At 59.5% G+C, this 22716-nt stretch carries 24 protein-coding genes, 1 tRNA gene and 1 pseudogene; 14 read left to right on the top strand and 12 right to left on the bottom strand.

Going from position 1 to position 22716, the window contains the following annotated elements:
• Positions 1-87 precede the first annotated feature (87 nt).
• On the top strand, positions 88-567 hold the full coding sequence (locus tag ACP39K_RS07815) for a cold-shock protein (protein WP_016928791.1): 480 nt from the start codon (positions 88-90) through the stop codon (positions 565-567).
• Positions 568-591: 24 nt separating this feature from the next.
• Here the strand turns inward: ACP39K_RS07815 and ACP39K_RS07810 are convergent, their stop codons facing one another.
• The 4 genes from ACP39K_RS07810 to ACP39K_RS07795 all read right to left on the bottom strand — a co-directional run bounded on the left by ACP39K_RS07810 (position 592) and on the right by ACP39K_RS07795 (position 5348).
• Complete coding sequence (locus tag ACP39K_RS07810; protein WP_033634293.1) at positions 592-2040, bottom strand: sensor domain-containing diguanylate cyclase; 1449 nt, start codon at positions 2038-2040, stop codon at positions 592-594.
• 630 nt (positions 2041-2670) lie between these two features.
• Positions 2671-3222: a flavodoxin family protein gene (locus ACP39K_RS07805; RefSeq protein WP_033641101.1), complete on the bottom strand. Its 552-nt coding sequence runs from the start codon at positions 3220-3222 to the stop codon at positions 2671-2673.
• 324 nt (positions 3223-3546) lie between these two features.
• Entirely contained in the window at positions 3547-5079 is a 1533-nt protein-coding gene (locus ACP39K_RS07800; protein WP_161544473.1) for a glycosyltransferase family 39 protein, read from the bottom strand.
• A gap of 125 nt (positions 5080-5204) precedes the next feature.
• Positions 5205-5348: a hypothetical protein gene (locus ACP39K_RS07795; RefSeq protein WP_016928795.1), complete on the bottom strand. Its 144-nt coding sequence runs from the start codon at positions 5346-5348 to the stop codon at positions 5205-5207.
• Between the two features lie 357 nt (positions 5349-5705).
• On the opposite strand from ACP39K_RS07795, the gene ACP39K_RS07790 reads away from it, so the two are divergent.
• Positions 5706-6017 carry a MoaF-related domain-containing protein gene (locus ACP39K_RS07790; protein WP_033641103.1) on the top strand — a complete coding sequence of 104 codons (312 nt, stop codon included), beginning with the start codon at positions 5706-5708 and terminating at the stop codon, positions 6015-6017.
• 188 nt (positions 6018-6205) lie between these two features.
• Positions 6206-6447, top strand: a pseudogene (locus tag ACP39K_RS07785) (tyrosine-type recombinase/integrase); the annotation flags it as partial.
• A 15-nt stretch (positions 6448-6462) separates the two neighbouring features.
• On the opposite strand, the gene ACP39K_RS07780 reads toward ACP39K_RS07785, so the two are convergent.
• Together ACP39K_RS07780 and ACP39K_RS07775 are read right to left on the bottom strand one after the other, a co-directional pair.
• Positions 6463-6539: transfer RNA gene (locus ACP39K_RS07780), tRNA-Arg, on the bottom strand.
• Positions 6540-6951: 412 nt separating this feature from the next.
• On the bottom strand, positions 6952-7161 hold the full coding sequence (locus ACP39K_RS07775) for a hypothetical protein (RefSeq protein WP_497008413.1): 210 nt from the start codon (positions 7159-7161) through the stop codon (positions 6952-6954).
• A 205-nt stretch (positions 7162-7366) separates the two neighbouring features.
• Here ACP39K_RS07775 and folD point away from each other — a divergent pair, with 205 nt between their 5' ends.
• Both folD and ybcJ read left to right on the top strand, forming a co-directional pair.
• Complete coding sequence (gene folD / locus ACP39K_RS07770) at positions 7367-8233, top strand: bifunctional methylenetetrahydrofolate dehydrogenase/methenyltetrahydrofolate cyclohydrolase FolD (protein WP_016928798.1); 867 nt, start codon at positions 7367-7369, stop codon at positions 8231-8233.
• A 10-nt stretch (positions 8234-8243) separates the two neighbouring features.
• Entirely contained in the window at positions 8244-8456 is a 213-nt protein-coding gene (gene ybcJ / locus ACP39K_RS07765) for a ribosome-associated protein YbcJ (RefSeq protein WP_015376914.1), read from the top strand.
• A 60-nt stretch (positions 8457-8516) separates the two neighbouring features.
• Here ybcJ and cysS read toward each other — a convergent pair whose 3' ends face one another.
• Positions 8517-9902 carry a cysteine--tRNA ligase gene (gene cysS / locus ACP39K_RS07760; RefSeq protein ID WP_497008412.1) on the bottom strand — a complete coding sequence of 462 codons (1386 nt, stop codon included), beginning with the start codon at positions 9900-9902 and terminating at the stop codon, positions 8517-8519.
• Positions 9903-10211: 309 nt separating this feature from the next.
• On the opposite strand from cysS, the gene ppiB reads away from it, so the two are divergent.
• The 4 genes from ppiB to purK all read left to right on the top strand — a co-directional run bounded on the left by ppiB (position 10212) and on the right by purK (position 13177).
• Positions 10212-10706, top strand: a complete 495-nt coding sequence (ppiB, locus tag ACP39K_RS07755; protein ID WP_016928800.1) for a peptidylprolyl isomerase B — start codon at positions 10212-10214, stop codon at positions 10704-10706.
• 10 nt (positions 10707-10716) lie between these two features.
• Positions 10717-11439 (top strand): UDP-2,3-diacylglucosamine diphosphatase, encoded by a 723-nt coding sequence (locus tag ACP39K_RS07750; RefSeq protein WP_016928801.1) that lies wholly within the window; start codon positions 10717-10719, stop codon positions 11437-11439.
• A gap of 149 nt (positions 11440-11588) precedes the next feature.
• Positions 11589-12113 (top strand): 5-(carboxyamino)imidazole ribonucleotide mutase, encoded by a 525-nt coding sequence (gene purE, locus ACP39K_RS07745; RefSeq protein WP_016928802.1) that lies wholly within the window; start codon positions 11589-11591, stop codon positions 12111-12113.
• Positions 12110-13177, top strand: a complete 1068-nt coding sequence (purK, locus tag ACP39K_RS07740) for a 5-(carboxyamino)imidazole ribonucleotide synthase (RefSeq protein ID WP_033641106.1) — start codon at positions 12110-12112, stop codon at positions 13175-13177. Before purE ends, purK begins: the two co-directional genes overlap by 4 nt.
• A gap of 77 nt (positions 13178-13254) precedes the next feature.
• Here the strand turns inward: purK and ACP39K_RS07735 are convergent, their stop codons facing one another.
• The 3 genes from ACP39K_RS07735 to ybbA all read right to left on the bottom strand — a co-directional run bounded on the left by ACP39K_RS07735 (position 13255) and on the right by ybbA (position 16799).
• Positions 13255-13554, bottom strand: a complete 300-nt coding sequence (locus ACP39K_RS07735) for a hypothetical protein (RefSeq protein ID WP_048795096.1) — start codon at positions 13552-13554, stop codon at positions 13255-13257.
• A gap of 129 nt (positions 13555-13683) precedes the next feature.
• Positions 13684-16116 carry a putative ABC transporter permease subunit YbbP gene (ybbP, locus tag ACP39K_RS07730; RefSeq protein ID WP_497008411.1) on the bottom strand — a complete coding sequence of 811 codons (2433 nt, stop codon included), beginning with the start codon at positions 16114-16116 and terminating at the stop codon, positions 13684-13686.
• Positions 16113-16799, bottom strand: coding sequence for a putative ABC transporter ATP-binding protein YbbA (ybbA, locus tag ACP39K_RS07725; RefSeq protein ID WP_004940192.1), 687 nt, complete (start codon positions 16797-16799; stop codon positions 16113-16115). Before ybbA ends, ybbP begins: the two co-directional genes overlap by 4 nt.
• Here ybbA and tesA point away from each other — a divergent pair.
• From tesA to ACP39K_RS07710, 3 genes are all read left to right on the top strand, one after another.
• A complete protein-coding gene (tesA, locus tag ACP39K_RS07720) occupies positions 16770-17408 on the top strand; it encodes a multifunctional acyl-CoA thioesterase I/protease I/lysophospholipase L1 (protein ID WP_161545168.1) in 639 nt (212 codons plus the stop codon). The genes ybbA and tesA overlap by 30 nt on opposite strands.
• Positions 17409-17434: 26 nt before the next feature.
• The gene (locus ACP39K_RS07715; RefSeq protein WP_016928808.1) at positions 17435-18211 is read left to right on the top strand and encodes an SDR family oxidoreductase; all 777 of its coding nucleotides are present in this window, start codon (positions 17435-17437) and stop codon (positions 18209-18211) included.
• Between the two features lie 77 nt (positions 18212-18288).
• A complete protein-coding gene (locus tag ACP39K_RS07710; RefSeq protein WP_025160052.1) occupies positions 18289-19143 on the top strand; it encodes a co-chaperone YbbN in 855 nt (284 codons plus the stop codon).
• A 114-nt stretch (positions 19144-19257) separates the two neighbouring features.
• On the opposite strand, the gene cfa is transcribed toward ACP39K_RS07710, so the two are convergent.
• A complete protein-coding gene (cfa, locus tag ACP39K_RS07705; protein ID WP_497008410.1) occupies positions 19258-20409 on the bottom strand; it encodes a cyclopropane fatty acyl phospholipid synthase in 1152 nt (383 codons plus the stop codon).
• 325 nt (positions 20410-20734) lie between these two features.
• On the opposite strand from cfa, the gene ACP39K_RS07700 reads away from it, so the two are divergent.
• On the top strand, positions 20735-21640 hold the full coding sequence (locus ACP39K_RS07700) for an SPFH domain-containing protein (RefSeq protein ID WP_004940203.1): 906 nt from the start codon (positions 20735-20737) through the stop codon (positions 21638-21640).
• Between the two features lie 2 nt (positions 21641-21642).
• Complete coding sequence (locus ACP39K_RS07695; protein WP_016928811.1) at positions 21643-22104, top strand: NfeD family protein; 462 nt, start codon at positions 21643-21645, stop codon at positions 22102-22104.
• Here ACP39K_RS07695 and cueR read toward each other — a convergent pair.
• A complete protein-coding gene (gene cueR, locus ACP39K_RS07690) occupies positions 22101-22502 on the bottom strand; it encodes a Cu(I)-responsive transcriptional regulator (RefSeq protein ID WP_015376888.1) in 402 nt (133 codons plus the stop codon). The genes ACP39K_RS07695 and cueR overlap by 4 nt on opposite strands.
• Between the last annotated feature and the right edge of the window lie 214 nt (positions 22503-22716).

The raw sequence follows: 22716 nt of genomic DNA, 5'->3' as shown, positions 1-22716 counted from the left end.
TGACTAAATGCCGCCCGCGCAATCTGTCGCTGCAAGGCATTCCGCGCTATCATAAGCGCTGTATTGATCCCTTTTGTGAGAATAGCGATGAACGGCAAGATAACGACTTTTTTTGAAGACAAAGGCTTCGGCTTTATTACCGACGAGAACGGAGAAAATCGTTATTTTCACGTGATTAAAGTGCAGAATCCGGAGCTGATTAAGAAAAACGCGGCGGTGACCTTCGAACCGACCAATAACACCAAAGGTCCGTCGGCTTATGCGGTCAAAGTGTTGGCGCCCAGCAAATACATCATCATCGCCAATGAAAGAATCAAGATCACCAGCATCAAGTCTTTCAATACCTTCACCAAGGAAGTGCCGGTCAAAGCCGATGTGGATAAAGAGAACACCGTGCTGTCGGTCGGCCTGCTGATGAATCGCATTCGCCCGCAGTCAGAAGAGCAGGCACAGGCCATGCAAACGCTGCGCATGCTGACCATCACTACTTTCCAGAACACCACCCATACCTTCTCCGAGCACGAGATCGACATGGATGAAACCATCAAGGCGCTGAAAAGCCTGTAAGCAACAGTTTCCCGGCGTCGAGCCCTAACGGAACAGGATATGCTCGACGCTGTTGCCGTTCACCACGTTGAACGACTCCACCCGATTGCGCCCCTGCGATTTGGCGCGATACAACGCGATATCCGCCATGTTCATCAGTTGCTCCAGCGATTTCACTTCGTTCATCGCCAGGCTGGCGACGCCGACGCTGATGGTGATTTTCAACGTCTGCTTGCCTTCCACCTGCAGCGCCGTCTGCTCCACCAGCCGGCGCAAATGTTCCCCCAACGCCACGCCCTGCGCCGCCAGCGCGCGCGGCAGCATGATGGCGAACTCTTCCCCGCCCAGGCGGCCGAACAGCTGATCGTGCCGCAGCTCGCGCCGCACGATGTGCGCGAACGACGCCAAGACCTGATCGCCGGCGCTGTGGCCGTGCGTATCGTTGATCTGCTTGAAATGATCAATATCGATCAGCAACAGCGATACCGCCTCTTTGGAGCGATGTTTATGCTCCAGCAGCTCGCCCGCTTTACGCGTCATCGCGCTGCGCGCCAGCACGCCGGTCAAAAAATCGTGGTTGGCGCTGTGCTCCAGACGCCGCATCAGCTTGCGGTTGGCGGCGATAGAGCTGGCGAGGATCAGCGGCCCCATCACCAGCATGGCGATGCCCAGTCGGGCGGACATCAGCGTATCGAGGAAGGCGTTGTGGTTGTTCGGCGTTTCATACAGCATCAGGTTGGCGGAAATGCTGCTGATCTCGGTCATGCCGGTCAATAGCGTCAGCAACGTCACGGGGAACAGCTGGTAGCGCACCGCGCACCACAGCAGCGCCGGGATCGGGAAGGCGATAGCACCCGGCCCGCCGATATAGACGCTGAACACCAGCGACAGCAGCAGCGCCAGCAGCGGCAGGCAGCCTTGCAAACGCCAACGCACCTGCATGCGCAACAGTTGCTTCAGCCGCGGCGCCGCCATCAGCACCGGCAACAGCAGCAAGGTCGTCGAGAACTGCTCACTGAACCAGGCCAGCCAGGCGATCACCACCGTGTTGTTATAGAGGCTGTCATTACGCAGCACCGACAGCGTCGACGCCACCGCCGCGCCGGCCAAACTGGCGCTGAACATATAGAGTATCGCCTGGGGCTTGCCCATGCGCCGTTGAGATTGGGGCAGCATCAGCATGATGCCGTAACCGACGGCGATCAGCGACATGTTGCAGGCGTTCAGCCACAGCGCCAGGGACCAGCCTTCGCCGGTAATGAGATCGGCGACTATCATGCCCAGATAGGTGGTAAGCCAGCCGAGCGGCGTGGCGTAAATGGGTTTGCGCAGCAGCAGACCGAGCAGAATCGCATTTACCGGCCAAAATAAGGAAAGCGAGCCAATTGGCCGGCTAAGAATACCCACCAGGGAAAGTAAAAAGGCCAGCATGAAAAGATTGATCAGCTGAACCGTTAGCGGCAGGCCATGCCTGGCGTTTATTCTGGCGTTCATCGCCTCGCCCATATTTTGCTAATAACCAGAATAATAATGTGCATACTCGCTCGCCCGGCCAGTGAGGGATAGTCAATCCGAATTTCAACCAAAAAAGCCAGACAAATCAATAATAAAAAACATTAACATTTAATTAACAGACTTTTCTTAGCCTGAGGCGGCCGCGGCGGGAACCCCCCGCATAGCGTCAGCAAATAATACCTACTCTGCTGTCAGCATAGCGCATGGCGTAATAGGCCGCCGACGGCGTTAATTACATTAATAAGTTTATGGTTATTGGTCATTAAATGATGTTTGAATCACTGCGCGATTATTTTCCTGCAACTGGGCCGCCTGTGCAATAACAACCCAAAAAAAGCCCGCATGAAGCGGGCTTGCTTGAACAACAGCAAATCGACAGTTACGACACGGCCATGCATTGCATGGCCATGCTGACGCGCAGTATAGCGGCGAAAGCTTAAGCAGACCTTAGCAACAAAAAACCCGGCCTAGGAACCGGGAATATTTGTACGAAATGCAGTGTTAGCCCAAGCAGGCTAATAACATTTCGCAGATTACACGCCAATTGTGCAGAGAAAATGAACGCGGCATCCGTTCAACCGCGTCACCGTCCCATCTACGCGATAGGTCTTACGCCAGTTTGGCGGCAAAGCCCGCTACGCGCTGACCATAGAGCTTGGCGGTCGCCAGATCGCCCGACAGCATCTCATCCACGCCGGCATCCGCCGGGGTCTGCACCAGCAGCCCCACCGAACCGCCCAGGTTATTGACGTCGGTGCGCTGCGCCGATTTGGTGTTGGCCGGCAGCAGCCCCAGGCTGACCCACAGGCCGCCATGTTGCGAAGCCAGCGTCTGCAGCGCGATCAGCGTCACCTGCTTGTCGCCGTTCAGGCTGGCGCTGTTGGTAAAGCCGCCGAACACTTTGTCTTGCCACTTGCGGCCGAACCAGGCTTTGGAGCTGGCGTCGGCGAATTTCTTGAACTGCCAGGATGGGCCGCCCATATAGGTCGGCGAGCCAAAGATGATGGCGTCCGCCTCATCCAGCGTCTGCCAGGCTTCGTCGCTGATATCGCCGTTCTGATCGATGGCGATCAATTCCGCCCCGGCGCCTTCCGCCACCACGTTCGCCAAACGCTCGGTATGGCCGTAGCCGGAATGAAACACCACTACTGTCTTCGCCATAGAAATTCTCCACTCATTGCACAAAGGCGCCGACGGCGCCCCTCTCGCGTTCAATCTAATCAAGCGCGCAGCGACTGAATACCGAATAAAACTGACGGTGTTATTCAAAAAAATCGCGTTACCCCACCAAGCATGCGCAGATAAAAAAAATCCCGCACAAGGCGGGATAAACTTAACAGGGATGGGGTAATACACTACAGGGAATGGATAACACACAACATCATCGGGTAGAGCTACAGTACCAATCTCAATGTATAGAACTGTCATCCCCGCGTAAGTTTGCTCGGCCAGATGTAACGCCGAATGGGAAATATGACATTTTGCTCAACGCACCACGAACAGGCGCGACTCAAAACCGCCGCTCTTGAAGGTAGCGGTGTTGACCCAACCCGGCGGCGAACGGCCGAAGTCCTGGTTGAAATCGCCGCCGCTGACCAGCCAAATCCGGCGATGGCCTTTCGATAAGGCGCTGAGCTTATCGACGTAGGTCTGCGCCGCCCGATCGTGGAAAAAGGTACCGAAACCATAGGCGTTGGGCTTACCCGAGATGCCGTTGGGCCTGGCCGGCGTGTACAGCAAGGCGCGATAGCCCTTCTTGTTGTAATACACATAACTCAGGTAGTTGAACATGTTGCTGACCACCACCGCATCGTTGAGCTGATAGTGGCTGTTGATGTAGTGCACCATCACCTTGAACTCATCTTTCTCGACCGGATAATCGTTACGCACACCGCAACCGAACAACAAACTGAAGAACAGCAGCAAAGAGATCCCGCGCACTCGGCTTTTCGTTCCGGCGATCAGCACGCCCAACACCAACGGGATGCCGAGCGCGGCCGAATAGAGGTAGCGATCGACAAACAGCGGCGAGCGCCAGGAAATGGCGAATACCAGCGTCACCGGTATCAGAATCCCGCCAAGCAACAACAGAGAGAATGTTCTCGGCGTCTCCCGCCGCCACAGCAGCAATGAACACAACGCGACAAACAGCGCCGGCAACAGCCAGAGAATGGCCATGGGATAGTTGCTGCCATCATGCCCAGTGAGAAAACGCCAATACATCGCCGGCAGATCGCCCCAGGAAACCCGAGGGATCCAACCGACGTCGCCGCCGACCCGCAGTTCGGCGATATGCGCCAGCAGATTGAACAGCGCCAGCAGCCAGGGAATATAGGCCATCCCGATCGCCGCATTGGCCAACCACCACGCCGGCCGTTTGATGTAACGTTCGCCTTCGCGGCGGCACGACAGCGCCAGCAGCACCATCCAGTGAGCGATCAGCGTGAAAATCGTGAAGTAATGGGTATAAAAGCTTAGCGTCATCACTAACGCATACAGCGCCAGATAACGGCGGTTATCCGGCGTTTTCAGCCACTTCGCCAACGCCATGGCGGCGGCGATCGCCAGCAGCCCCATCAGCGCATACATGCGCGCCTCCTGGCTGTAGCGCACCGCCATCGGCATGATCGCCATCAGCCATCCCGCGATCAGCGCCGCCCGCTCATTGGCCAGCCAACGGGTAAAGCGCATCGCCAGCGCCACCGTCATCACGCCGAACACCAGACTCAGCGAGCGAGCCGCCAGAATGCCGTCGCCAAACAGCGCCATCCAGCCATGCAGCAGCAGGTAATAAAACGGCGGGTGAACATCGAAGGAAGCGTGATAGAGCAAAGCGCCCACATCGTAACGGCTGGTCAGCACGCTGGAGGCTTCATCGCACCAAAAATACCTGTCCGTTAAGGAAATAGACCGTACGAGCGCCGAAAACGCCACGATCGCCAACGCATAATGTTTGTAACCGATGCCCTTTAAGCCGTTGTTGCTCAAAGAAACATTCGATACCTGCTGCAGTGACATAACCGCATTCCGCCCAAAAGAACCACACAATGTGGAGACGCAGCGTCATCATTGCCGACGGCGGGTAAATGGCGGGTAAATCAGTGCGAAAAAATCGGCGCAGTCCCCTTCAGGCCGCACGGCCCTCAGCGAATTTCAACGCTGATATCCGGGTAGGCCTTCTCGCCGTCGCTGAGGTAATGCCCCAGTGCCCGATATGCCATAACGTACAGCACGGCAGCGGCGCACAGGCACAGCAAGGTCACGAGCAGGAATCTGGATTTGCGCACGATAGGCTCCATGGGGAAATTTTCGCCTATTGTAGCGCGACAAACTAAACGAAGGTTCAATGCCGCTTGCCGTTTCCTGTGACCGCGTTCGGTGCCTGGCAAAGACCCGTCACTTAAACCCCCACTGTCCCCGCAGTGAACAGTAACCAGCCGCCCGTCCTCTTTATGAACAAAAAGAGAAAAGTGAATTGCCCGCCGGTCCCTTTTTCCACCGATGCGCCCTCTCTACTATGGCCCTATCCAGCCGCTTAACGCTCAGCTGGCTGACCTCACTCCCGTCTTAGGCACGAGTGATTCGGGATAGCAGCGTGCTTCACCGCCGCTTTTCAGATACGACACATTAAAGGAGTTGCGACAATGGCTGTAAAATTTCCTTATGCCGGTCAATCTTTTACCATCAAGATGGACAATGGTCTCGAAGTTAAAAACGCCTACCATGCCAGTGAAAACACCATTACCGTTGAGTTTCTAAACGGAGAACTTCGCGGAACCATTATGAATGTGCCTTTCCAGTGGCGTTCATTGGCTGACGGCTATTTCATGATTTCCTGGCAAGAGTCCGATAAAAATACCGTTGTTCACTGCGATAATTTCGAAAAAAATATTTCTTATGCTTACTACACAACGATGAGTGGAGATTTTTACGTGATGGAAGGGAAAATTCTTTAATTTACTTCAGCGCCTTTAATCCTTTACGCATATTAATTGCCGCTCTACCAAATAGCCTATCCTTTAGCGTGGCCATTTTTATGACTTTCTCATATCGCTCCCACATGACGCAAAAAACGGCCGCAGCCGTTTTTTAAATCAAGCCGTCAGGATAATCCCCAGAGTTGGGGCATTTCTTCAACATGTAGATAACTGATTTCCGCTTTCACGATCTGCGGCATACGTGGGCAAGCTGGTTGGTTCAGGCAGCGCCCCGCTTTCGGCACTGCACGAAATGGGCGGCTGGGAGAGCATAGAAATGGTTCAGCGATACGCTCACCTTGCTCCTAACCATCTCACTGAGCATGCGAGGCAAATTGATGCGATTTTCGGAGGTTTAGTCCCAAATATGTCTCATGATGAAATTGGAAAGACGGGACGAAAGGCCTAACTCATTGATACTTAATGGCACGCCCTATAGGATTCGAACCTATGACCTACGGCTTAGAAGGCCGTTGCTCTATCCAACTGAGCTAAGGGCGCATTGAGATGCGGCAACCTGCGGCTGCGGGTTGGGATTATACGGTCAGAGGTTAGCGAGTCAATGCCTTTTCATGACGTTACGACGGCGGCCGTGCTTTATGGCGTTTTTTCCGCCAGCGCCCGCGCGGCGAGGGTTCTCGTCAACCGGCGCCGTTATGCTGAACCAGGCCAACGCCTACGTAAATCGGCGTGTGCTCAGCCTCTTGCCGCCCACCGCTCCGCCGCAGACAAAGGCGCGTAGACTGCACCACTGCGGCAATGTCCCCCCAATCGGCATGCTCAATCACCCGTGTGTTGCAAGTCGCCGTCACGCTTTCAACCCATGCGGCGTCAGGGCGCGCGCTGTTTAAAGAAGCCTGGCTCCATGGCGCCCAAAGCAGCCATAGCGTGCAGCCTACCCATACGCAGCCGTTCATGGGCACAGCTTCCGCCACAGCGCGCTCAGGCGTACCCGCCACGACGGCGCCGCTTCGCGCCGGCCGAGCTGATGCAGCGCGGTGAGTTGCGCGCTATCCGCCGGATGCAGTGAAGAATCGAACACCGTTTCCCCCACATGTTTAGGCTCCGTCGGTTGCTCGTCAGGCTGATGATGCAACGGGTAAAGCCGGGTTATCGCTCTCATGATCCTGTCCTCTTTCGCCCTGTGAACAGCCCCAGCGTATCCAAATACAGGTAAAAATGACGTAGAGGATCCTGAGGCCGGCATAAAAAAAGCGTAAATCGGCGTCGGCAACGGCCACGAGGGTGATTCTGCGCCTGACAGCGCGCTCAGCTTCTGCCAGAATAGCGGCATCCCCGCTTTTCTTAATTGATGGATTTCCACACTGATGTCAGCAAAGATTATTGATGGTAAAACGATTGCGCAGCAGGTTAGAAACGAAGTGGCTGAGCAAGTGAAACAACGTCTGGCGGCCGGCAAACGCGCCCCAGGCCTGGCGGTTGTGCTGGTTGGCGAGAACCCGGCTTCGCAAATTTACGTCGCCAGCAAGCGCCGCGCCTGCGATGAAGTCGGCTTCCTCTCCCGCTCCTACGACCTGCCCGCTGCCACCAGTGAAGCCGAGCTGCTGGCGTTGATCGACCAGCTGAACGCCGACGCGGAAATCGACGGCATTCTGGTGCAGTTGCCGCTGCCGGCCGGCATCGATAACGTCAAGGTGCTGGAGCGCATCCATCCGGACAAAGACGTCGACGGCTTCCACCCCTACAACGTCGGCCGCCTGTGCCAACGCGCGCCCAAGCTGCGCCCGTGCACGCCGCGCGGCATCGTCACCCTGCTGGAGCGTTATAACATCGATACCTACGGCCTGAACGCCGTGGTGGTCGGCGCCTCCAACATCGTCGGCCGCCCGATGAGCATGGAGCTGCTGCTGGCCGGTTGCACCACCACCGTCACCCACCGTTTCACCAAAAATCTGCGTCACCACGTCGAGAACGCCGATCTGCTGGTGGTGGCGGTCGGCAAACCGGGCTTCATCCCGGGCGACTGGATCAAACCGGGCGCCATCGTAGTGGACGTCGGCATCAACCGTCTGGAAAGCGGTAAAGTGGTGGGCGATGTCGACTTCGACGCCGCCAGCGAGCGCGCCGCCTACATCACCCCGGTGCCGGGTGGCGTTGGCCCGATGACCGTGGCTACACTGATCCAAAATACCTTGCAGGCCTGCGAGGAATATCACGACGTTCAACCTAAATAAGTAAGGCAGTATGGAAATTTTCAATCTGGACAATCATCCCCACGTCGAACTGTGCGATCTGCTGAAGTTCCAGGGCTGGTGTGAAAGCGGCGGCGCCGCCAAAGAAGTCATCGCCGAAGGACTAGTGAAAGTCGACGGCAAGGTCGAAACCCGCAAGCGCTGCAAGATCGTCGCCGATCAGGTGGTGGAGTTCAACGGCGGCAAGGTCATGGTTAAACCCTAACCCGCAGCCATAGAAAAAGGCGCTGAATTCAGCGCCTTTTTTGTTTTCACTTCGGCCGGCTTACTTACGGCGCCAGGTGGTGCCCTGCGGGCCGTCTTCCAGCACGATGTTCATCTCGTTCAACCGATCGCGAGCGGCGTCCGCCAGCGCCCAGTCCTTGGCGGCGCGCGCTTCGTTACGCTGTTTGATCAGCGCTTCAATCTCCGCCACTTCGCCGTCGTCAACCTGTGCGCCCCCTTGCAGGAACTGCTCCGGCTCCTGCTGCAGCAGGCCGAGCACTTTCGCCAGCTTGCGCAGTTCCGCCGCCATGCCGTTGGCCGCCGCCATGTCTTCGCTCTTCAGGCGGTTAACCTCTCGGGCCAGATCGAACAGCGCCGAGTAGGCTTCCGGAGTGTTGAAGTCGTCGTCCATCGCTTCGCGGAAGCGGGATTCGAACGCTTCGCCGCCGGCCGGCACGGCATCGGCGTCGGTGCCACGCAGCGCGGTATAGAGGCGCTCCAGCGCGGTGCGCGCCTGCTTGAGGTTCTCTTCGCTGTAGTTCAGCTGGCTGCGATAGTGGCCGGACATCAGGAAGTAACGCACCGTCTCCGCATCGTAATGGCCGAGCACGTCGCGGATGGTGAAGAAGTTATCGAGCGATTTGGACATCTTCTCTTTGTCGATCATCACCATGCCGGAGTGCATCCAGTAATTGACGTACGGGCCATCGTGGGCGCAGCTCGACTGCGCGATCTCGTTCTCGTGGTGCGGGAACATCAGATCGGAACCGCCGCCGTGGATGTCGAAGTGGGTGCCCAGCTGTTTGCAGTTCATGGCGGAGCATTCGATGTGCCAGCCCGGACGGCCCGGCCCCCACGGCGACTGCCAGCTCGGCTCGCCCGGCTTGGACATTTTCCACAGCACGAAGTCCATCGGGTTGCGCTTCACGTCGTCGATCTCCACGCGCGCGCCGGCCTGCAGCTGATCCAGATCCTGACGCGACAGCAGGCCGTATTGCGGATCGCTGTCGATGGAGAACATCACGTCGCCGTTGCTGGCCACGTAAGCGTGATCGCGATCGATAAGACGCTGCGTGATCTCGATGATCTCGGCGATGTGCTGGGTCGCGCGCGGCTCTTGATCCGGACGATCGATCAGCAGCGCGTCGAAGTCGGCGTGCATTTCCGCCAGCATGCGTTCGGTCAGCTGGTCGCAAGTCTCATGATTTTCCGCCGCGCGGCGAATGATTTTGTCGTCTACGTCGGTGACGTTGCGCACGTAGTTCAGCGAATAGCCGAGATAGCGCAGATAACGCGCCACCACGTCGAAAGCGACAAAGGTACGACCGTGGCCGATGTGACACAGGTCATAGATGGTTACCCCGCACACGTACATGCCCACTTTCCCGGCATGAATGGGTTTGAATTCCTCTTTTTGACGACTCAGGGTATTAAAAATCTTTAGCATCGGGAGATTCCGTGGTGTGCGTGATAACAAAAAAGATAACCGGGCTTCAGGTTTTACGCCCGGTAGCGTATTGAAACCTGAAGCCTGATCTATTGCAAGGTTAAGGCCAAGCTTTGCTGATTTCACGCGAAGAAAACGCGTAAAATCCGGCCGTCGGCATTATTGTTATAATATAACAATAAAACAATTACCACAGACAGTGCGCGGTTGACCCGCTGCTGACTCGCCGGGGCGGATATGTTATAAGGGCGGTCTGAATGTTCACTCGCTTTACGTGGCGTCTCACTTCATCTTGTTAGGATTAAAACTATGGTTACTTTCCACACCAATCACGGCGATATCGTCATCAAGACCTTTGCTGACAAAGCGCCGGTTACCGTTGAAAACTTCCTGAACTACTGCCGCGCCGGTTTCTACGACAACACCATCTTCCACCGTGTGATCAACGGCTTCATGATCCAGGGCGGCGGTTTCGAGCCGGGCATGAACCAGAAAGCGACCAATGCGGCTATCAAGAACGAAGCCAACAACGGTCTGAAAAACACCATCGGCACCCTGGCAATGGCGCGTACCAACGATCCGCACTCCGCCACCGCACAGTTCTTCATCAACGTGGCTGACAACGACTTCCTGAACTTCCGCGGCGAAAACGTGCAGGGCTGGGGCTACTGCGTGTTCGCTGAAGTGGTTGAAGGCATGGACGTGGTCAACAAGATCAAAGGCGTGAAAACCGGCCGCAGCGGCATGCACCAGGACGTACCGGTAGAAGACGTCGTCATCAACAGCGTGACCGTCAGCGAGTAATCGCGGCTGCATGAGTACGCTGTTCATCGCAGATCTGCACTTGTGCGCACAGGAACCGGCAATCACTGCCGGTTTTCTGCGTTTTTTACGGCGCGAAGCGATGCACGCCGACGCGCTGTATATCCTCGGCGACCTGTTTGAGGCCTGGATCGGCGACGACGATCCCGAGCCGCTGCACGCGGAGATCGCCGCGGCGCTGAAAGCGCTGCAACAAGCCGGCGTGCCCTGCTATTTCATCCACGGCAACCGCGATTTTCTGCTCGGCAAGCGCTTCGCCCGCGCCAGCGGCATGCAGCTGCTGCCGGAAGAAAAAGTGCTGGAGCTGTACGGCCGCAGGATCCTGATCCTGCACGGCGACACCCTGTGCACCGACGATCAAGCCTATCAGCAATTTCGCCGTAAAGTGCACAACCCGCTGATTCAAAAACTGTTCCTCGCGATGCCGCTGCGCTGGCGACTGAAAATCGCCGCCAAGATGCGCGCCCGCAGCCAGCAATCCAACCAGTACAAGTCGGACGCCATCATGGACGTCAACCCGCAGGCGGTCGAACAAACCATGCTGCGCCACGACGTGCACTGGATGATCCACGGCCATACCCATCGCCCGGCGGTGCACCGGCTGGCGCTGAGCAATGGCGAAGCCCATCGCGCGGTGCTGGGTGCCTGGCACGTCGAAGGATCGATGATCAAAGTCAGCGCCGACGCCGTCGAGCTGATCTCATTCCCATTCTGAATTCCGCACTGGCGCGAGGGTGAAAATTCGCGCTTTCGACGGTGAAAACCGGCGACGCAACCGTTTTCCTCGCCGTGCGCTCATGGTATGCTCTACGCCCTCATTCGGCCCTCAGCCGACGCCAGACAAATCACAGGAGCCTTACACCCATGGGAGCCAACGCCGCTTCAGCCGCCAATACCGGGGCGAAAATCGCAATTGTAATGGGATCGAAAAGTGACTGGGCCACCATGCAGTTCGCCGCCGAAGTCCTGACCCAGCTCGATGTCCCCTTCCATGTCGAAGTCGTTTCCGCTCACCGCACGCCGGACAAGCTGTTCAGCTTCGCCGAGCAGGCTGCCGCCAACGGCTTTGACGTGATCATCGCCGGCGCCGGCGGTGCGGCGCATCTGCCGGGCATGCTGGCGGCGAAAACCCTGGTGCCGGTGTTGGGCGTGCCGGTGCAAAGCGCCGCGCTGAGCGGCGTGGACAGCCTGTACTCCATCGTGCAGATGCCGCGCGGCATTCCGGTGGGCACGCTGGCGATCGGCAAAGCCGGCGCCGCCAACGCAGGGCTGCTGGCGATGCAGATCCTGGCGCTGCACGACGCCGCGCTGGCGCAGCGTTTGGCGGACTGGCGTCAGGCGCAGACCGAAGACGTCTTGAACCACCCCGATCCGCGGGAGGACGCATGAAGCCGGTTTGCGTACTGGGCAACGGCCAACTGGGGCGCATGCTGCGCCAGGCCGGCGAACCGCTGGGCATCGCCGTCTACCCTGTCGGCATCGATGCCGAACCTGAAGCGGTGCCGTATCAGAACAGCGTCATTACCGCCGAGATAGAACGCTGGCCGGAAACCGCGCTGACGCGCGAGCTGGCGACCCACAGCGCCTTCGTCAACCGCGACATCTTCCCGCGTCTGGCGGATCGCCTGACGCAAAAACAGCTGCTCGACCAGCTCGGCCTGGCGACTGCGCCGTGGCAGTTGCTGGCGAGCGCCGCCGAATGGCCGCAGGTATTCGCTGCGCTGGGCGAGTTGGCGATCGTCAAACGCCGGGTCGGCGGCTATGACGGCCGCGGCCAGTGGCGCTTGCGGCCGGGCCAGGAAGCCGAACTGCCGGCCGACGCCTATGGCGAGTGCATCGTCGAGCAAGGCATCAATTTCTCCGGCGAAGTGTCGCTGGTGGGCGCGCGCGGCCACGACGGCCGTTCGGTATTCTACCCGCTGACCCATAACCTGCATGAAGACGGCATCCTGCGCGCCAGCGTGGCGTTGCCGCAGCCCAATCCAGCGCTGCAGCGACAGGCCGAGCAGATGCTGGCGGCGATCCTGAACGAGCTGAACTATGTCGGCGTGATGGCGATGGAGTGCTTTATCGTCGGCGATCGGCTGCTGATCAACGAACTGGCACCGCGCGTGCACAACAGCGGCCACTGGACGCAAAACGGCGCCTCCATCAGCCAGTTCGAGCTGCACCTGCGCGCCATCCTCGGCCTGCCGCTGCCGCAGCCGGTGGTGAGCACGCCGTCGGTGATGGTCAACCTGATCGGCACCGCTGTCAACGAACAGTGGCTGTCGCTGCCGCTGGTGCATCTGCACTGGTATGAGAAAGAGGTGCGCCCGGGCCGCAAGGTCGGCCACCTCAATCTGAACGACCCGAGCGCCGCCGATCTGCGCCAGGCGCTGCAGGCGCTGGCACCGCTGCTGCCGGGCGAATACCAAAGCGGGCTGGCCTGGGCGCAGCAGAAGCTGGCCTAAGGTGCCGCCGCCGAAAGTAAAAGGGGTTAGCCTAAGGCTAACCCCTTTTTTATGACGACAATTTTAAACCGCTGCGCTTAATCAGAAAAAATATTCTTATTTTTCCTTAGCATACTTCTTATCATCAGATTCACACCCAAAAAACCGCTGATGCCATATCCAAGCGCTGTGACGATATGATTGCGCAAGAAAGGGTAATTAAGGGCCAGATCGTTAGCGATAAGAATCGAAAACCACGGCAACAATGCAACCAGCAATATGCCCGTTCCGTTAAAAAATCCCGCTGAAGCAAGGCCACGCTGCCAACGTCCGAGACGTTCGCGCAAAGGCAAATTTTTTAATTCCGGGATACTTTTAAGTGACCAGTAGATTTTCATTCCCTTCGTTCCTGGTGGTAACCCGCAGATAACACATTATAAAACACGAGAATAATACAGTTTAAAGACGACGCCTCTATTTTCTGCCAAGCCGGGTGCTTATCACATCCGGCGTTATAAATAGCCGCATCAACCCTCATAACTGCGGAACAGCGCCTTGCCGCGCAGCAGCCGCACGCCCAGCCAGCCGCCGCACAGCGACAGCAGCAGCGCGCTGGCCAGCGGCAGCGCCCACCACAGCACCGGCGTCGGCGTCCACGGGAAGTCAAACACCCGGCTCTGCAGCAGCCACAGCGCCGCCTCGGCGCCCACCGCCGCCGCGATGCCCGCCACCAGCCCCAGCAAAGCAAACTCGCACCACAGCGTGCGGCGCAGCAGCCGTTTGCCGGCGCCCAGCGTGCGATAGACCACCAGCTCCTGCCGCCGCTGACGCATGCCGACCTGCACCTGCGCCAGCAGCAGCAAGCCGCCGCACAGCACCACCAGCACCACCATCACCTCCAGCGCGCGGCTGACCTGTTGCAGCACGCCGCCGACCTGTTTCAGGATCGCGCCGATGTCCAGCAGGCTGAGCGTCGGGAACTGGCGATTGAGCTGAGTCAGCATCTGGCCGTCGCCATCGTAGCGAAAGCTGGTGAGCCAGGTCTGCGGCTGGTCGTCCAGCGCGCCCGGCGGGAAGATAAAGTAAAAGTTCGGCTTCAGACTTTCCCAATCCACCTGGCGCAGGCTGGTGACTTTGGCGCTGAACGCCTGGGTATCGCCGCTGAAGGTCAGCGTATCACCCAGCGTGATCTTCAGCCGCCCGGCGATGCCTTCATCCATCGAAACCTCACCGGTTTTCGGCGGCCAATTGCCCGCCACCAGCGGATTGTGATCCGGCAGATCGGCCAACCAGGTCAGGTTCAGCTCGCGGTTCACCGCCTCGCCGCCCGGATCGTCTTCATGCACCCGCTCGGTCGCCAGCTGCTGGTTTATCTCGGTCAGGCGCACCCGGACGATCGGATAATAGGTTTCCGGCTTGATCTGGTGCTGCTGCAGGAAGGCTTTCACCTGCGGCACCTGTGCCTCGGTCATGTTGAGCAGGAAATAGTTCGGACTGTCCGGCGGCAGCTGTTGCTGCCAGCGTTCGAGCAGATCGCCACGCAGCACCAACAGCAGCGCCAGCAGCATGAACGACAGCGAAAACGCCGCCAGTTGGCTGATGGTCACCCAGGGCTGGTGCAGCAGGCGGTTGACCGCCAGCCGCAGCGCCAGGCTCTTGAGCGTGATGCGGCGCAGCAACAGCAGGCTGCCCCAACCGATGCCGCCCAGCAGCAGCGCCAGCACCGCCATGCCAGCCAGGATCGCCCACAGCAGCGTGCTGGCCCCCATCAGCGCCACCAACAGCGCGACCACGATCGCCGCCGTCACCGGCAGGAAGTAGCGCAGCGGCCAGACGTTGGCCGTCACATCGCGGCGCAGCACCCGCAGCGGCTGGGTGGCCAGCAGCTGGCGATACGGCCGCAGCCCGACCAGCAGCGAGATCAGCACCAGCGCGCCGAGCGCCCACAGCCAGGGCCAGGCGCCGGGGGCAGGCAACGCAGCCGGTAATACCGGCTTCAGCAGGCGGATCAGCAACGCTTCAAACGCCAGCCCGATCGCCCCGCCGCACGCCGCCGCCAGCGCCATCACCGCCAGCCACTGGCCGACGATCAATTTACGCAGCGCGCCACGCCCGGCGCCGAGGGTTTTCAGCACCGCGATCAGATCGTAACGGCTGCGGCAATAGTGGCTCATCGCCACCGCCACGGCGGCGATCGACAAAAGCAGCGTCAGCAGAGCCGACAGCAGCAGGAACTGTTGGGATCGCTGCAGCGACTTGCCGAGCGCGCTGCCGGACTCCTGCAGCCCGAACCAGCGCTGATCCGGCGTCAACTGCGGCGCCAGCCGTTCCTCGTAACGCTGAATATCCGGCTCGGCGCCGGCGAACATGTAGCGGTAGGTCAGGCGGCTGCCCGGCTGCACCGCTCCGGTCTTCTCGACGTCCGCCAGGTTGATCATGATGCGCGGCGCGGTCTGGAATGGATTGAAGCCGGCGTCCGGCTCCTGAATGATTTCACCGGCGATACGCAGCGTAGTGTCGCCCACCTCCAGCGAATCCCCCACTTTCACGTTCAGCAGCGCCAGCAAACGCGGCGCCACCAGCACGCTGCCCGGTTCGGGCTTGATGTTGGCCGGGCGCGTTTCCAGCTTGCCGTACAGCGGATAGGTCAGATCGGTGGCTTTCACGTCCGCCAGCTGCGGCCGCTCGCCGGCATAGGTCATGGTGGTGAACGACAGCTGGCGGCTCACCTTCAGCCCCTGCTGCTGCGCGTCCAATAGCCAGCCTTCCGGCACCGGATGCGCGCTGCGCAGCACCCGATCGCCGGCGATAAAATCGCGGCTCTGCTGGCTGAGCCCTTTGTCCATGCGATCGCTGATGCTGCCCAGCGCCAGCACGCAGGCGACAGAGAGCGTCAGCGCCAGCCACACGATCAGCAGCGACGGCGAGCGCCATTCGCGCCAGAACCAGCGCCAGATCATGCTTCCTCCCACAGCTTGCCTTCACGCAGCCGCAACCGCCGCTGGCAGCGCGCCGCCAGGGTTTCGTCATGGGTCACCAGGATCAGGGTGGTGTCAAAATCGCGGTTGAGAGAGAAAAGCAGGTCGGCGATGCGATCGCCGGTCTGACGATCGAGGTTGCCGGTCGGTTCATCGGCGAACAGCACCCGCGGCCGGCCGCTGAAGGCGCGCGCCAGCGCCACGCGCTGCTGCTCACCGCCGGACAGCTGCGCCGGCAGGTGATCGAGACGTTTGCCCAGCCCCAGCTGTTCCAGTAACTGCACCGCCTGCTCGCGACTCTGCCTGTCGCTCTCGCCGCGCAGCAGCGCCGGCAGTTGCACGTTCTCCAGCGCGTTCAGCGTCGGCACCAACATGAACGACTGAAACACGAAGCCGACGTTCCTGGCGCGCAGCGCGGCGCGGCCTTCTTCGTCCAACGCGGTCAGCGACTCGCCGAGCAAACGCACCTCGCCCTCGCTGCCGTCGTCCAGCCCGGCCAAAATGCCCAGCAAGGTCGATTTCCCCGATCCGGATTCGCCGATCAGGGCGATCGTCTGCGCGGGTTTGACAAGCAGCTCGACTCCGGTAAGGATGGTGAGCTGATGCTCACCCTGACCAACGTGTTTACTAAGATGATGAACTTCAAGAACGTTTTCCGCTGGCATCTTCCCTTCCTTTTGCTGTTGGGATTATTCAGTTTACGCGCTGCCGCCGCCGATACCTTATTGATTTTGGGCGACAGTTTAAGCGCCGGCTATCGCCTGCCGATCGAGCGGGCCTGGCCGACGCTGTTGGCCGAACAGTGGCAGAAAAAACCGGGCGCGCCGCAGCTGGTCAACGCCAGCATCAGCGGCGACACAGCCGCGCAGGGGCTGGCGCGTCTGCCCGCGCTGCTGAAACAGCATCAGCCGCGCTGGGTGCTGATCGAGCTGGGCGCCAACGACGGCCTGCGCGGCTTCCCGGCGCAGGACGTACAGCGCGATCTCGGCCAAATCATCACGCGGGTGCAGCAGGCCGGCGCGCAGCCGCTGCTGATGCAGATCCGCATCCCGCCGAACTACGGCCGCCGCTACACCGAGGCGTTCAGCGCCGTCTACCCGGCGCTGGCCAAGCAGTTCAACATTCCGCTGCTGCCGTTCTATATGGAACAGGTGGTGGTGAAGCCGGAATGGATGCAGGATGACGGATTGCACCCCAATGGGGACGCTCAGCCGTTTATCGCCACCTGGATGGCGGAGCGCCTGGAACCGCTAGTAAAGCATGAGTCTCACTAAATTAGGGTCGTACACTAGGTAAAGTTATGCAAAAAGCGGTATTGATAACCGGCTGTTCCAGCGGGATTGGATTGATTGCGGCGCAGGATCTGCGCAACCGCGGCTACCGGGTGCTGGCCGCCTGCCGTAAGCCGCAGGACGTGGAAAACATGCGCCAGCTGGGGCTGGAAGGCATTGAGCTGGATCTGGACGACAGCGCCAGCGTCGAGCGCGCCGCCGCCGAGGTGATCGCGCTGACCGACGGCCGCCTGTACGGCCTGTTCAATAACGGGGGGTTCGGCGTTTACGGCCCGCTTAGCCGCATTTCGCGCAGCCAGCTGGAGCGGCAGTTCGCCACCAACCTGTTCGGCACCCACCAACTGACCCAGCTGCTGTTACCGGCGATGTTGCCGCACGGCGAAGGGCGCATCATTCAGACCAGCTCGGTGATGGGGCTGGTCTCCAGCGCCGGGCGCGGCGCCTACGCCGCCAGCAAGTTCGCGCTGGAAGCCTGGTCGGACGCGCTGCGCATGGAGCTGCACGGCAGCGGCATTCAGGTCAGCCTGATCGAACCGGGGCCGATCGCCACCCACTTTAGCCAGAACGTCAACCAGGCGCAGAGCGACAAGCCGGTGCACAATCCCGGCATCGCCAAGCGCCTGACGCTGCCGCCGGAGGCCATCCTGCCCAAACTGCGCCACGCGCTGGAAAGCCCGCGCGCCAAACTGCGCTATCCGGTCACCCTGCTGGCGCACGCGATGAGCGTGCTGCGCCGCATTTTGCCGGGCCGCTGTCTGGATTGGCTGCTGCGCAGCAACGCTTAATTCGCCCTACGGGGTTGAAGAATGGCGGCGCGCCCCCATTTACACCCCATGGCTCCGCACGATCAGAGAGAAAAAAGATGCTAGCTCAAGCTGTTGTTGATATTAACGAAACTAACCTGCACCAGACGCTGGAACAGTCGATGTCCATTCCGGTGCTGTTCTACTTCTGGTCCGAGCGCAGCCAACACTGCCTGCAGCTCACGCCGGTGCTGGACAAGCTGGCGGCGGAATACGCCGGTCAGTTCATTCTGGCCAAGGTGGACTGCGACGCCGAACAGATGATCGCCTCCCAATTCGGGCTGCGTTCCATTCCGACGGTCTACCTGTTTAAAGACGGCCAACCGGTCGACGGCTTCCAGGGCCCGCAGCCGGAAGAAGCGATCCGCGACTTGCTGCAGCGTTTCCTGCCGAAGGAAGAAGATCTGAAACTGGCGCAGGCGCAAGAATTGCTGGCCGCCGGCAACGCCGCCGAAGCGCTGCCGCTGCTGAAAGACGCCTGGCAGAGCAGCCAGCAGCGCAGCGACATCGGCCTGACGCTGGCCGAAACGCAGATCGCCCTCAGCCGCAGCGAAGATGCCGAAGCGGTGCTGGCGACCATCCCGTTGCAGGATCGCGATACGCGCTATCAAGGCCTGGTGGCGCAGATTGAACTGTTGAAGCAGGCGGCGGACACGCCGGAAATCCAACAGCTGCAACAGCAGGTGCAGCAGCAGCCGGACAACGTCGAGCTGGCGGTGCAGCTGGCGCTGCAGCTGCATCAGGTCGGGCGTAACGAAGAAGCGTTGGAACTGCTGATGGGGCATCTGAAGAAGGATCTGGCCGCCGCCAACGGCAACGCGCGCAAGACGCTGATGGACATTCTGGCCGCACTCGGCACCGGCGACGCGCTGGCCGCTAAATATCGCCGCCAGCTGTACTCACTGCTGTACTGATACTCGTCATGCTTGAAGCTGCATCCAGGCGGCAAAGGTGAGAAGCCCTGGGAGCTTAGATAACTAAGCGACCAGGGCTAGAACGTGCAGTCAGCTTGAAATATGGCGAGGATATCAGCGATAGACCCGCACCCCGCCCTCCACGCCCGCCGGGCTGAACAACACCTGCCACAGCTGAATGTTGCGCGAACGGAACGCGCCGGCGCAGGCGTTCAGGTAATAAGTGAACATGCGCTCGAAGCGCTCGGAATAACCGCCCGCCAATTCCGGCCACGCCCGTTTGAAATTCTCCAGCCAGGCCATCAGCGTGCGATCGTAATCGGCGCCGAAGTTGTGCCAATCCTCCATCACGAAACGCCCTTCGCTGGCCTCGGCGACATGCCGCACCGAAGGCAGGCAGCCGTTGGGGAAGATGTATTTGTCTATCCAGGCGTCGACGTTAAGGTCGGTTTGATTGGAACCGATGGTGTGCAGCAAAAACAGGCCATCCGGCTTCAGGTTGCGCGCCGCGACGCTGAAATAGGTCTCGTAGTTTTTCGGCCCGACGTGCTCAAACATGCCGACCGACACGATGCGATCGAACTGACGATCCAGATCGCGGTAATCCTGCAGCAAGATCTCGACGTCCAGCCCGGCGCAGCGTGCCTGCGCCAGCTTCTGCTGCTCGGCCGAAATGGTCACGCCGTGCACCGCGACGCCGTAGTTTTGCGCCGCAAACTGCGCCAGCCCGCCCCAGCCGCAGCCGATATCCAGCAGCGTCATGCCCGGTTTCAGCTGCAGCTTCTCGCAGATCATCCGCAGCTTGGCCTGCTGCGCCTGATCCAGCGTCTGCGCCTCTTTCCAGTAGCCGCAGGAGTATTGCATGTAAGGATCGAGCATCGCCCGAAACAGGTCGTTGCCGATGTCGTAATGCTCTTTGCCCACCTGCCAGGCGCGCTTGCGCGATTGGCGGTTGAACAGCCGGGCATAGGCGATGCGCGCGATGTCGCTCAGGCTTTTCGGCAGGCGCTCATCGACGCCGGCCTGCAGAATGCGGGTAAACAGCATGTCCAGCCGTTCGCATTCCCACCAGCCGTCCATATAGCTCTCGCCGAAGCCGAGCGAGCCTTCCTGCAAAATGCGTTTGAACAGGGCCGGGTTGTGCACCCGAATATCCCAGGCGCGCGGGCCGTTGATGGCGACGCCGGCTTCGGCCAGCATCTCCTCTACAATGCGATACCAGCGGTCTTTCTTCTGGGCGAGTTCATCAACACTGAGCGAATCCATAACAATCCTTGGCCGAAATGTCATTTCAAAAAGCATAGTCGCAAATAAAAATGACAAATTTTTGACGGTAAACACGGGGGTGTTTTTACTCTAGCCAAGGCGAGCAACATCATGAAATGAATAAAAATTATTGAAATCATGCCATTTAGGCATACTTATCCGCCAACTGTGCCAGACTTATTTCAATAACGTTTTTCTCCCTGTTCGGAACAGCGGTTCCGCTTATGGCGGAGTCGCCAATGTCCTGGATTAAGTCGCGGTATCGGTAGGCATTTTTCCGGCGCTGACGTAATATCTGTTTACATATGTCTGACAGGAGGTTTGCATGCTTACTTTTATTCCCATCGTGATCGTCGTCGCGCTGATTGTGGTGTTCGCCGGCGTCAAAATTGTGCCGCAGGGGTTCCAATGGACGGTAGAACGCTTCGGCCGCTATACCAAGACGCTGATGCCGGGCCTGAACCTGGTGGTGCCGTTCATGGACCGCATCGGCCGCAAAATCAACATGATGGAGCAGGTGCTGGATATCCCCTCGCAGGAAGTGATTTCCCGCGATAACGCCAACGTCGCCATCGACGCGGTGTGCTTTATCCAGGTGGTCGACCCGGCGCGCGCCGCCTACGAGGTCAGCAACCTCGAACAGGCGATCGTCAACCTGACCATGACCAACTTCCGCACCGTGCTCGGCTCGATGGAGCTGGACGAAATGCTGTCGCAGCGCGACAGCATCAACAGCCGCCTGTTGCACATCGTCGATGAAGCGACCAACCCTTGGGGGGTGAAGATCACCCGTATTGAGATCCGCGACGTGCGGCCGCCGGCGGAGCTGATCGCCTCGATGAACGCCCAGATGAAGGCTGAGCGCACCAAGCGCGCCGACATCCTGGAGGCGGAAGGGGTGCGTCAGGCGGCCATTCTGCGCGCCGAGGGTGAGAAGCAATCGCAGATCCTGAAGGCTGAGGGCGAACGCCAGTCGGCATTCCTGCAGGCGGAAGCGCGTGAACGCGCCGCCGAGGCCGAGGCGCGCGCCACCCAGTTGGTGTCCGACGCCATCGCCAGCGGCAACATTCAGGCAGTGAACTACTTCGTGGCGCAGAAATACACCGACGCGCTGCAAAAGATCGGTTCTTCCAACAACAGCAAAGTGGTGATGATGCCGCTGGACGCCAGCAGCCTGCTCGGCTCGATCGGCGGCATTACCGAACTGCTGAAAGAAAGCAAAGGCAAATAATCATGCTCGAACTGATCGCGGCGAATCCGCTGTGGTTTTGGCTCTCCCTCGGGGGCGTGTTGCTGGCGGCGGAAATGCTCGGCGCCGGCGGCTACCTGCTGTGGAGCGGCGTGGCGGCGCTGTTGGTCGGCGTCCTGATCTGGCTGCTTCCGCAACTTTCCTGGGCGTGGCAAGGCGCGATCTTCGCCGTCCTGACCGTCGTCGTCGCTTACCTGTGGTGGTACTGGCTGCGCCGGCGCCCGGCGGCCGCATCCGGCGGGTCGCCGGTGCTCAACCAGCGCAACCGCCAGCTGATCGGCACCCGCGCCACGCTGACGGAACCGATGCACAACGGCATGGGCCGCATCAATATCGGCGACAGCAGCTGGCGCGCGCAGGCGGCGGAAGATCTGCCTGCCGGCACTGAAGTGGAAGTGGTGGCGGTGGAAGGGGTCACGCTGGTGATCCGCGCCATCAGCCGTTAATTCGAACGACAGCATCCCGCCAGATTATTGATGATGGGGCACTCCGCCCCCTCGTCGCCCGGACATTGTTCCGCCAGCGTCAACAGGCGTTGGCGCATTTCTCCCAGTTCGCTGATGTGCCTTTCGATCTCCGCCACCTTCTGCAGCGTGCGCGCCTTCACGTCGGCGCTGTGGCGGGCCGGATCGTTGAATAACGCCACCAGCTCACGGCACTCGTCCAGGTTGAAGCCCACCTGCCGCGCCTGGCGCAGCAGCGTCAACTCTTCAACGTGCCTGGCGGAATAATGGCGATAACCGTTATCGCTGCGGATCGGGGCGGTAATCAGCGCTTTCTCCTCGTAAAAACGAATCGTCTTGCTGGTTAACCCGGTCTTTTTCGCGACGTCGCTAATATTCATTTTTTCCTCCGGAATGCTCCTGCTCATCTCCTATCTTAAGCCGCTTTCCGCCACTCACCAAGCCTCAACGCCCTACCGTCGATATCGATGAGAGACCGATAGCCACATCCAAAAGATAGATACTTCACCTGCAAAGTATTCATCAAAAAACAATAGACAATCTAACCTATTAAAATTTGATCAAATTAAGATTTTTATTATATGTAAATTTTTG

The sequence above is a fragment of the Serratia sp. EC4 genome (assembly GCF_059652115.1).
Note: the sequence above shows the minus strand (reverse complement) of the source record. Positions and strands in the feature narration are given on the sequence as shown.

Bases quoted from the DNA above. Each gene is read 5' to 3' on its own strand.
- ACP39K_RS07815 (WP_016928791.1), top strand. From the start codon at position 88: ATGAACGGCAAGATAACGACTTTTTTTGAAGACAAAGGCTTCGGCTTT.
- ACP39K_RS07810 (WP_033634293.1), bottom strand. From the start codon at position 2,040: ATGAACGCCAGAATAAACGCCAGGCATGGCCTGCCGCTAACGGTTCAG.
- ACP39K_RS07805 (WP_033641101.1), bottom strand. From the start codon at position 3,222: ATGGCGAAGACAGTAGTGGTGTTTCATTCCGGCTACGGCCATACCGAG.
- ACP39K_RS07800 (WP_161544473.1), bottom strand. From the start codon at position 5,079: ATGTCACTGCAGCAGGTATCGAATGTTTCTTTGAGCAACAACGGCTTA.
- ACP39K_RS07790 (WP_033641103.1), top strand. From the start codon at position 5,706: ATGGCTGTAAAATTTCCTTATGCCGGTCAATCTTTTACCATCAAGATG.
- ACP39K_RS07775 (WP_497008413.1), bottom strand. From the start codon at position 7,161: ATGAGAGCGATAACCCGGCTTTACCCGTTGCATCATCAGCCTGACGAG.
- folD (WP_016928798.1), top strand. From the start codon at position 7,367: ATGTCAGCAAAGATTATTGATGGTAAAACGATTGCGCAGCAGGTTAGA.
- ybcJ (WP_015376914.1), top strand. From the start codon at position 8,244: ATGGAAATTTTCAATCTGGACAATCATCCCCACGTCGAACTGTGCGAT.
- cysS (WP_497008412.1), bottom strand. From the start codon at position 9,902: ATGCTAAAGATTTTTAATACCCTGAGTCGTCAAAAAGAGGAATTCAAA.
- ppiB (WP_016928800.1), top strand. From the start codon at position 10,212: ATGGTTACTTTCCACACCAATCACGGCGATATCGTCATCAAGACCTTT.
- ACP39K_RS07750 (WP_016928801.1), top strand. From the start codon at position 10,717: ATGAGTACGCTGTTCATCGCAGATCTGCACTTGTGCGCACAGGAACCG.
- purE (WP_016928802.1), top strand. From the start codon at position 11,589: ATGGGAGCCAACGCCGCTTCAGCCGCCAATACCGGGGCGAAAATCGCA.
- purK (WP_033641106.1), top strand. From the start codon at position 12,110: ATGAAGCCGGTTTGCGTACTGGGCAACGGCCAACTGGGGCGCATGCTG.
- ACP39K_RS07735 (WP_048795096.1), bottom strand. From the start codon at position 13,554: ATGAAAATCTACTGGTCACTTAAAAGTATCCCGGAATTAAAAAATTTG.
- ybbP (WP_497008411.1), bottom strand. From the start codon at position 16,116: ATGATCTGGCGCTGGTTCTGGCGCGAATGGCGCTCGCCGTCGCTGCTG.
- tesA (WP_161545168.1), top strand. From the start codon at position 16,770: ATGAACTTCAAGAACGTTTTCCGCTGGCATCTTCCCTTCCTTTTGCTG.
- ybbA (WP_004940192.1), bottom strand. From the start codon at position 16,799: ATGCCAGCGGAAAACGTTCTTGAAGTTCATCATCTTAGTAAACACGTT.
- ACP39K_RS07715 (WP_016928808.1), top strand. From the start codon at position 17,435: ATGCAAAAAGCGGTATTGATAACCGGCTGTTCCAGCGGGATTGGATTG.
- ACP39K_RS07710 (WP_025160052.1), top strand. From the start codon at position 18,289: ATGCTAGCTCAAGCTGTTGTTGATATTAACGAAACTAACCTGCACCAG.
- cfa (WP_497008410.1), bottom strand. From the start codon at position 20,409: ATGGATTCGCTCAGTGTTGATGAACTCGCCCAGAAGAAAGACCGCTGG.
- ACP39K_RS07700 (WP_004940203.1), top strand. From the start codon at position 20,735: ATGCTTACTTTTATTCCCATCGTGATCGTCGTCGCGCTGATTGTGGTG.
- ACP39K_RS07695 (WP_016928811.1), top strand. From the start codon at position 21,643: ATGCTCGAACTGATCGCGGCGAATCCGCTGTGGTTTTGGCTCTCCCTC.
- cueR (WP_015376888.1), bottom strand. From the start codon at position 22,502: ATGAATATTAGCGACGTCGCGAAAAAGACCGGGTTAACCAGCAAGACG.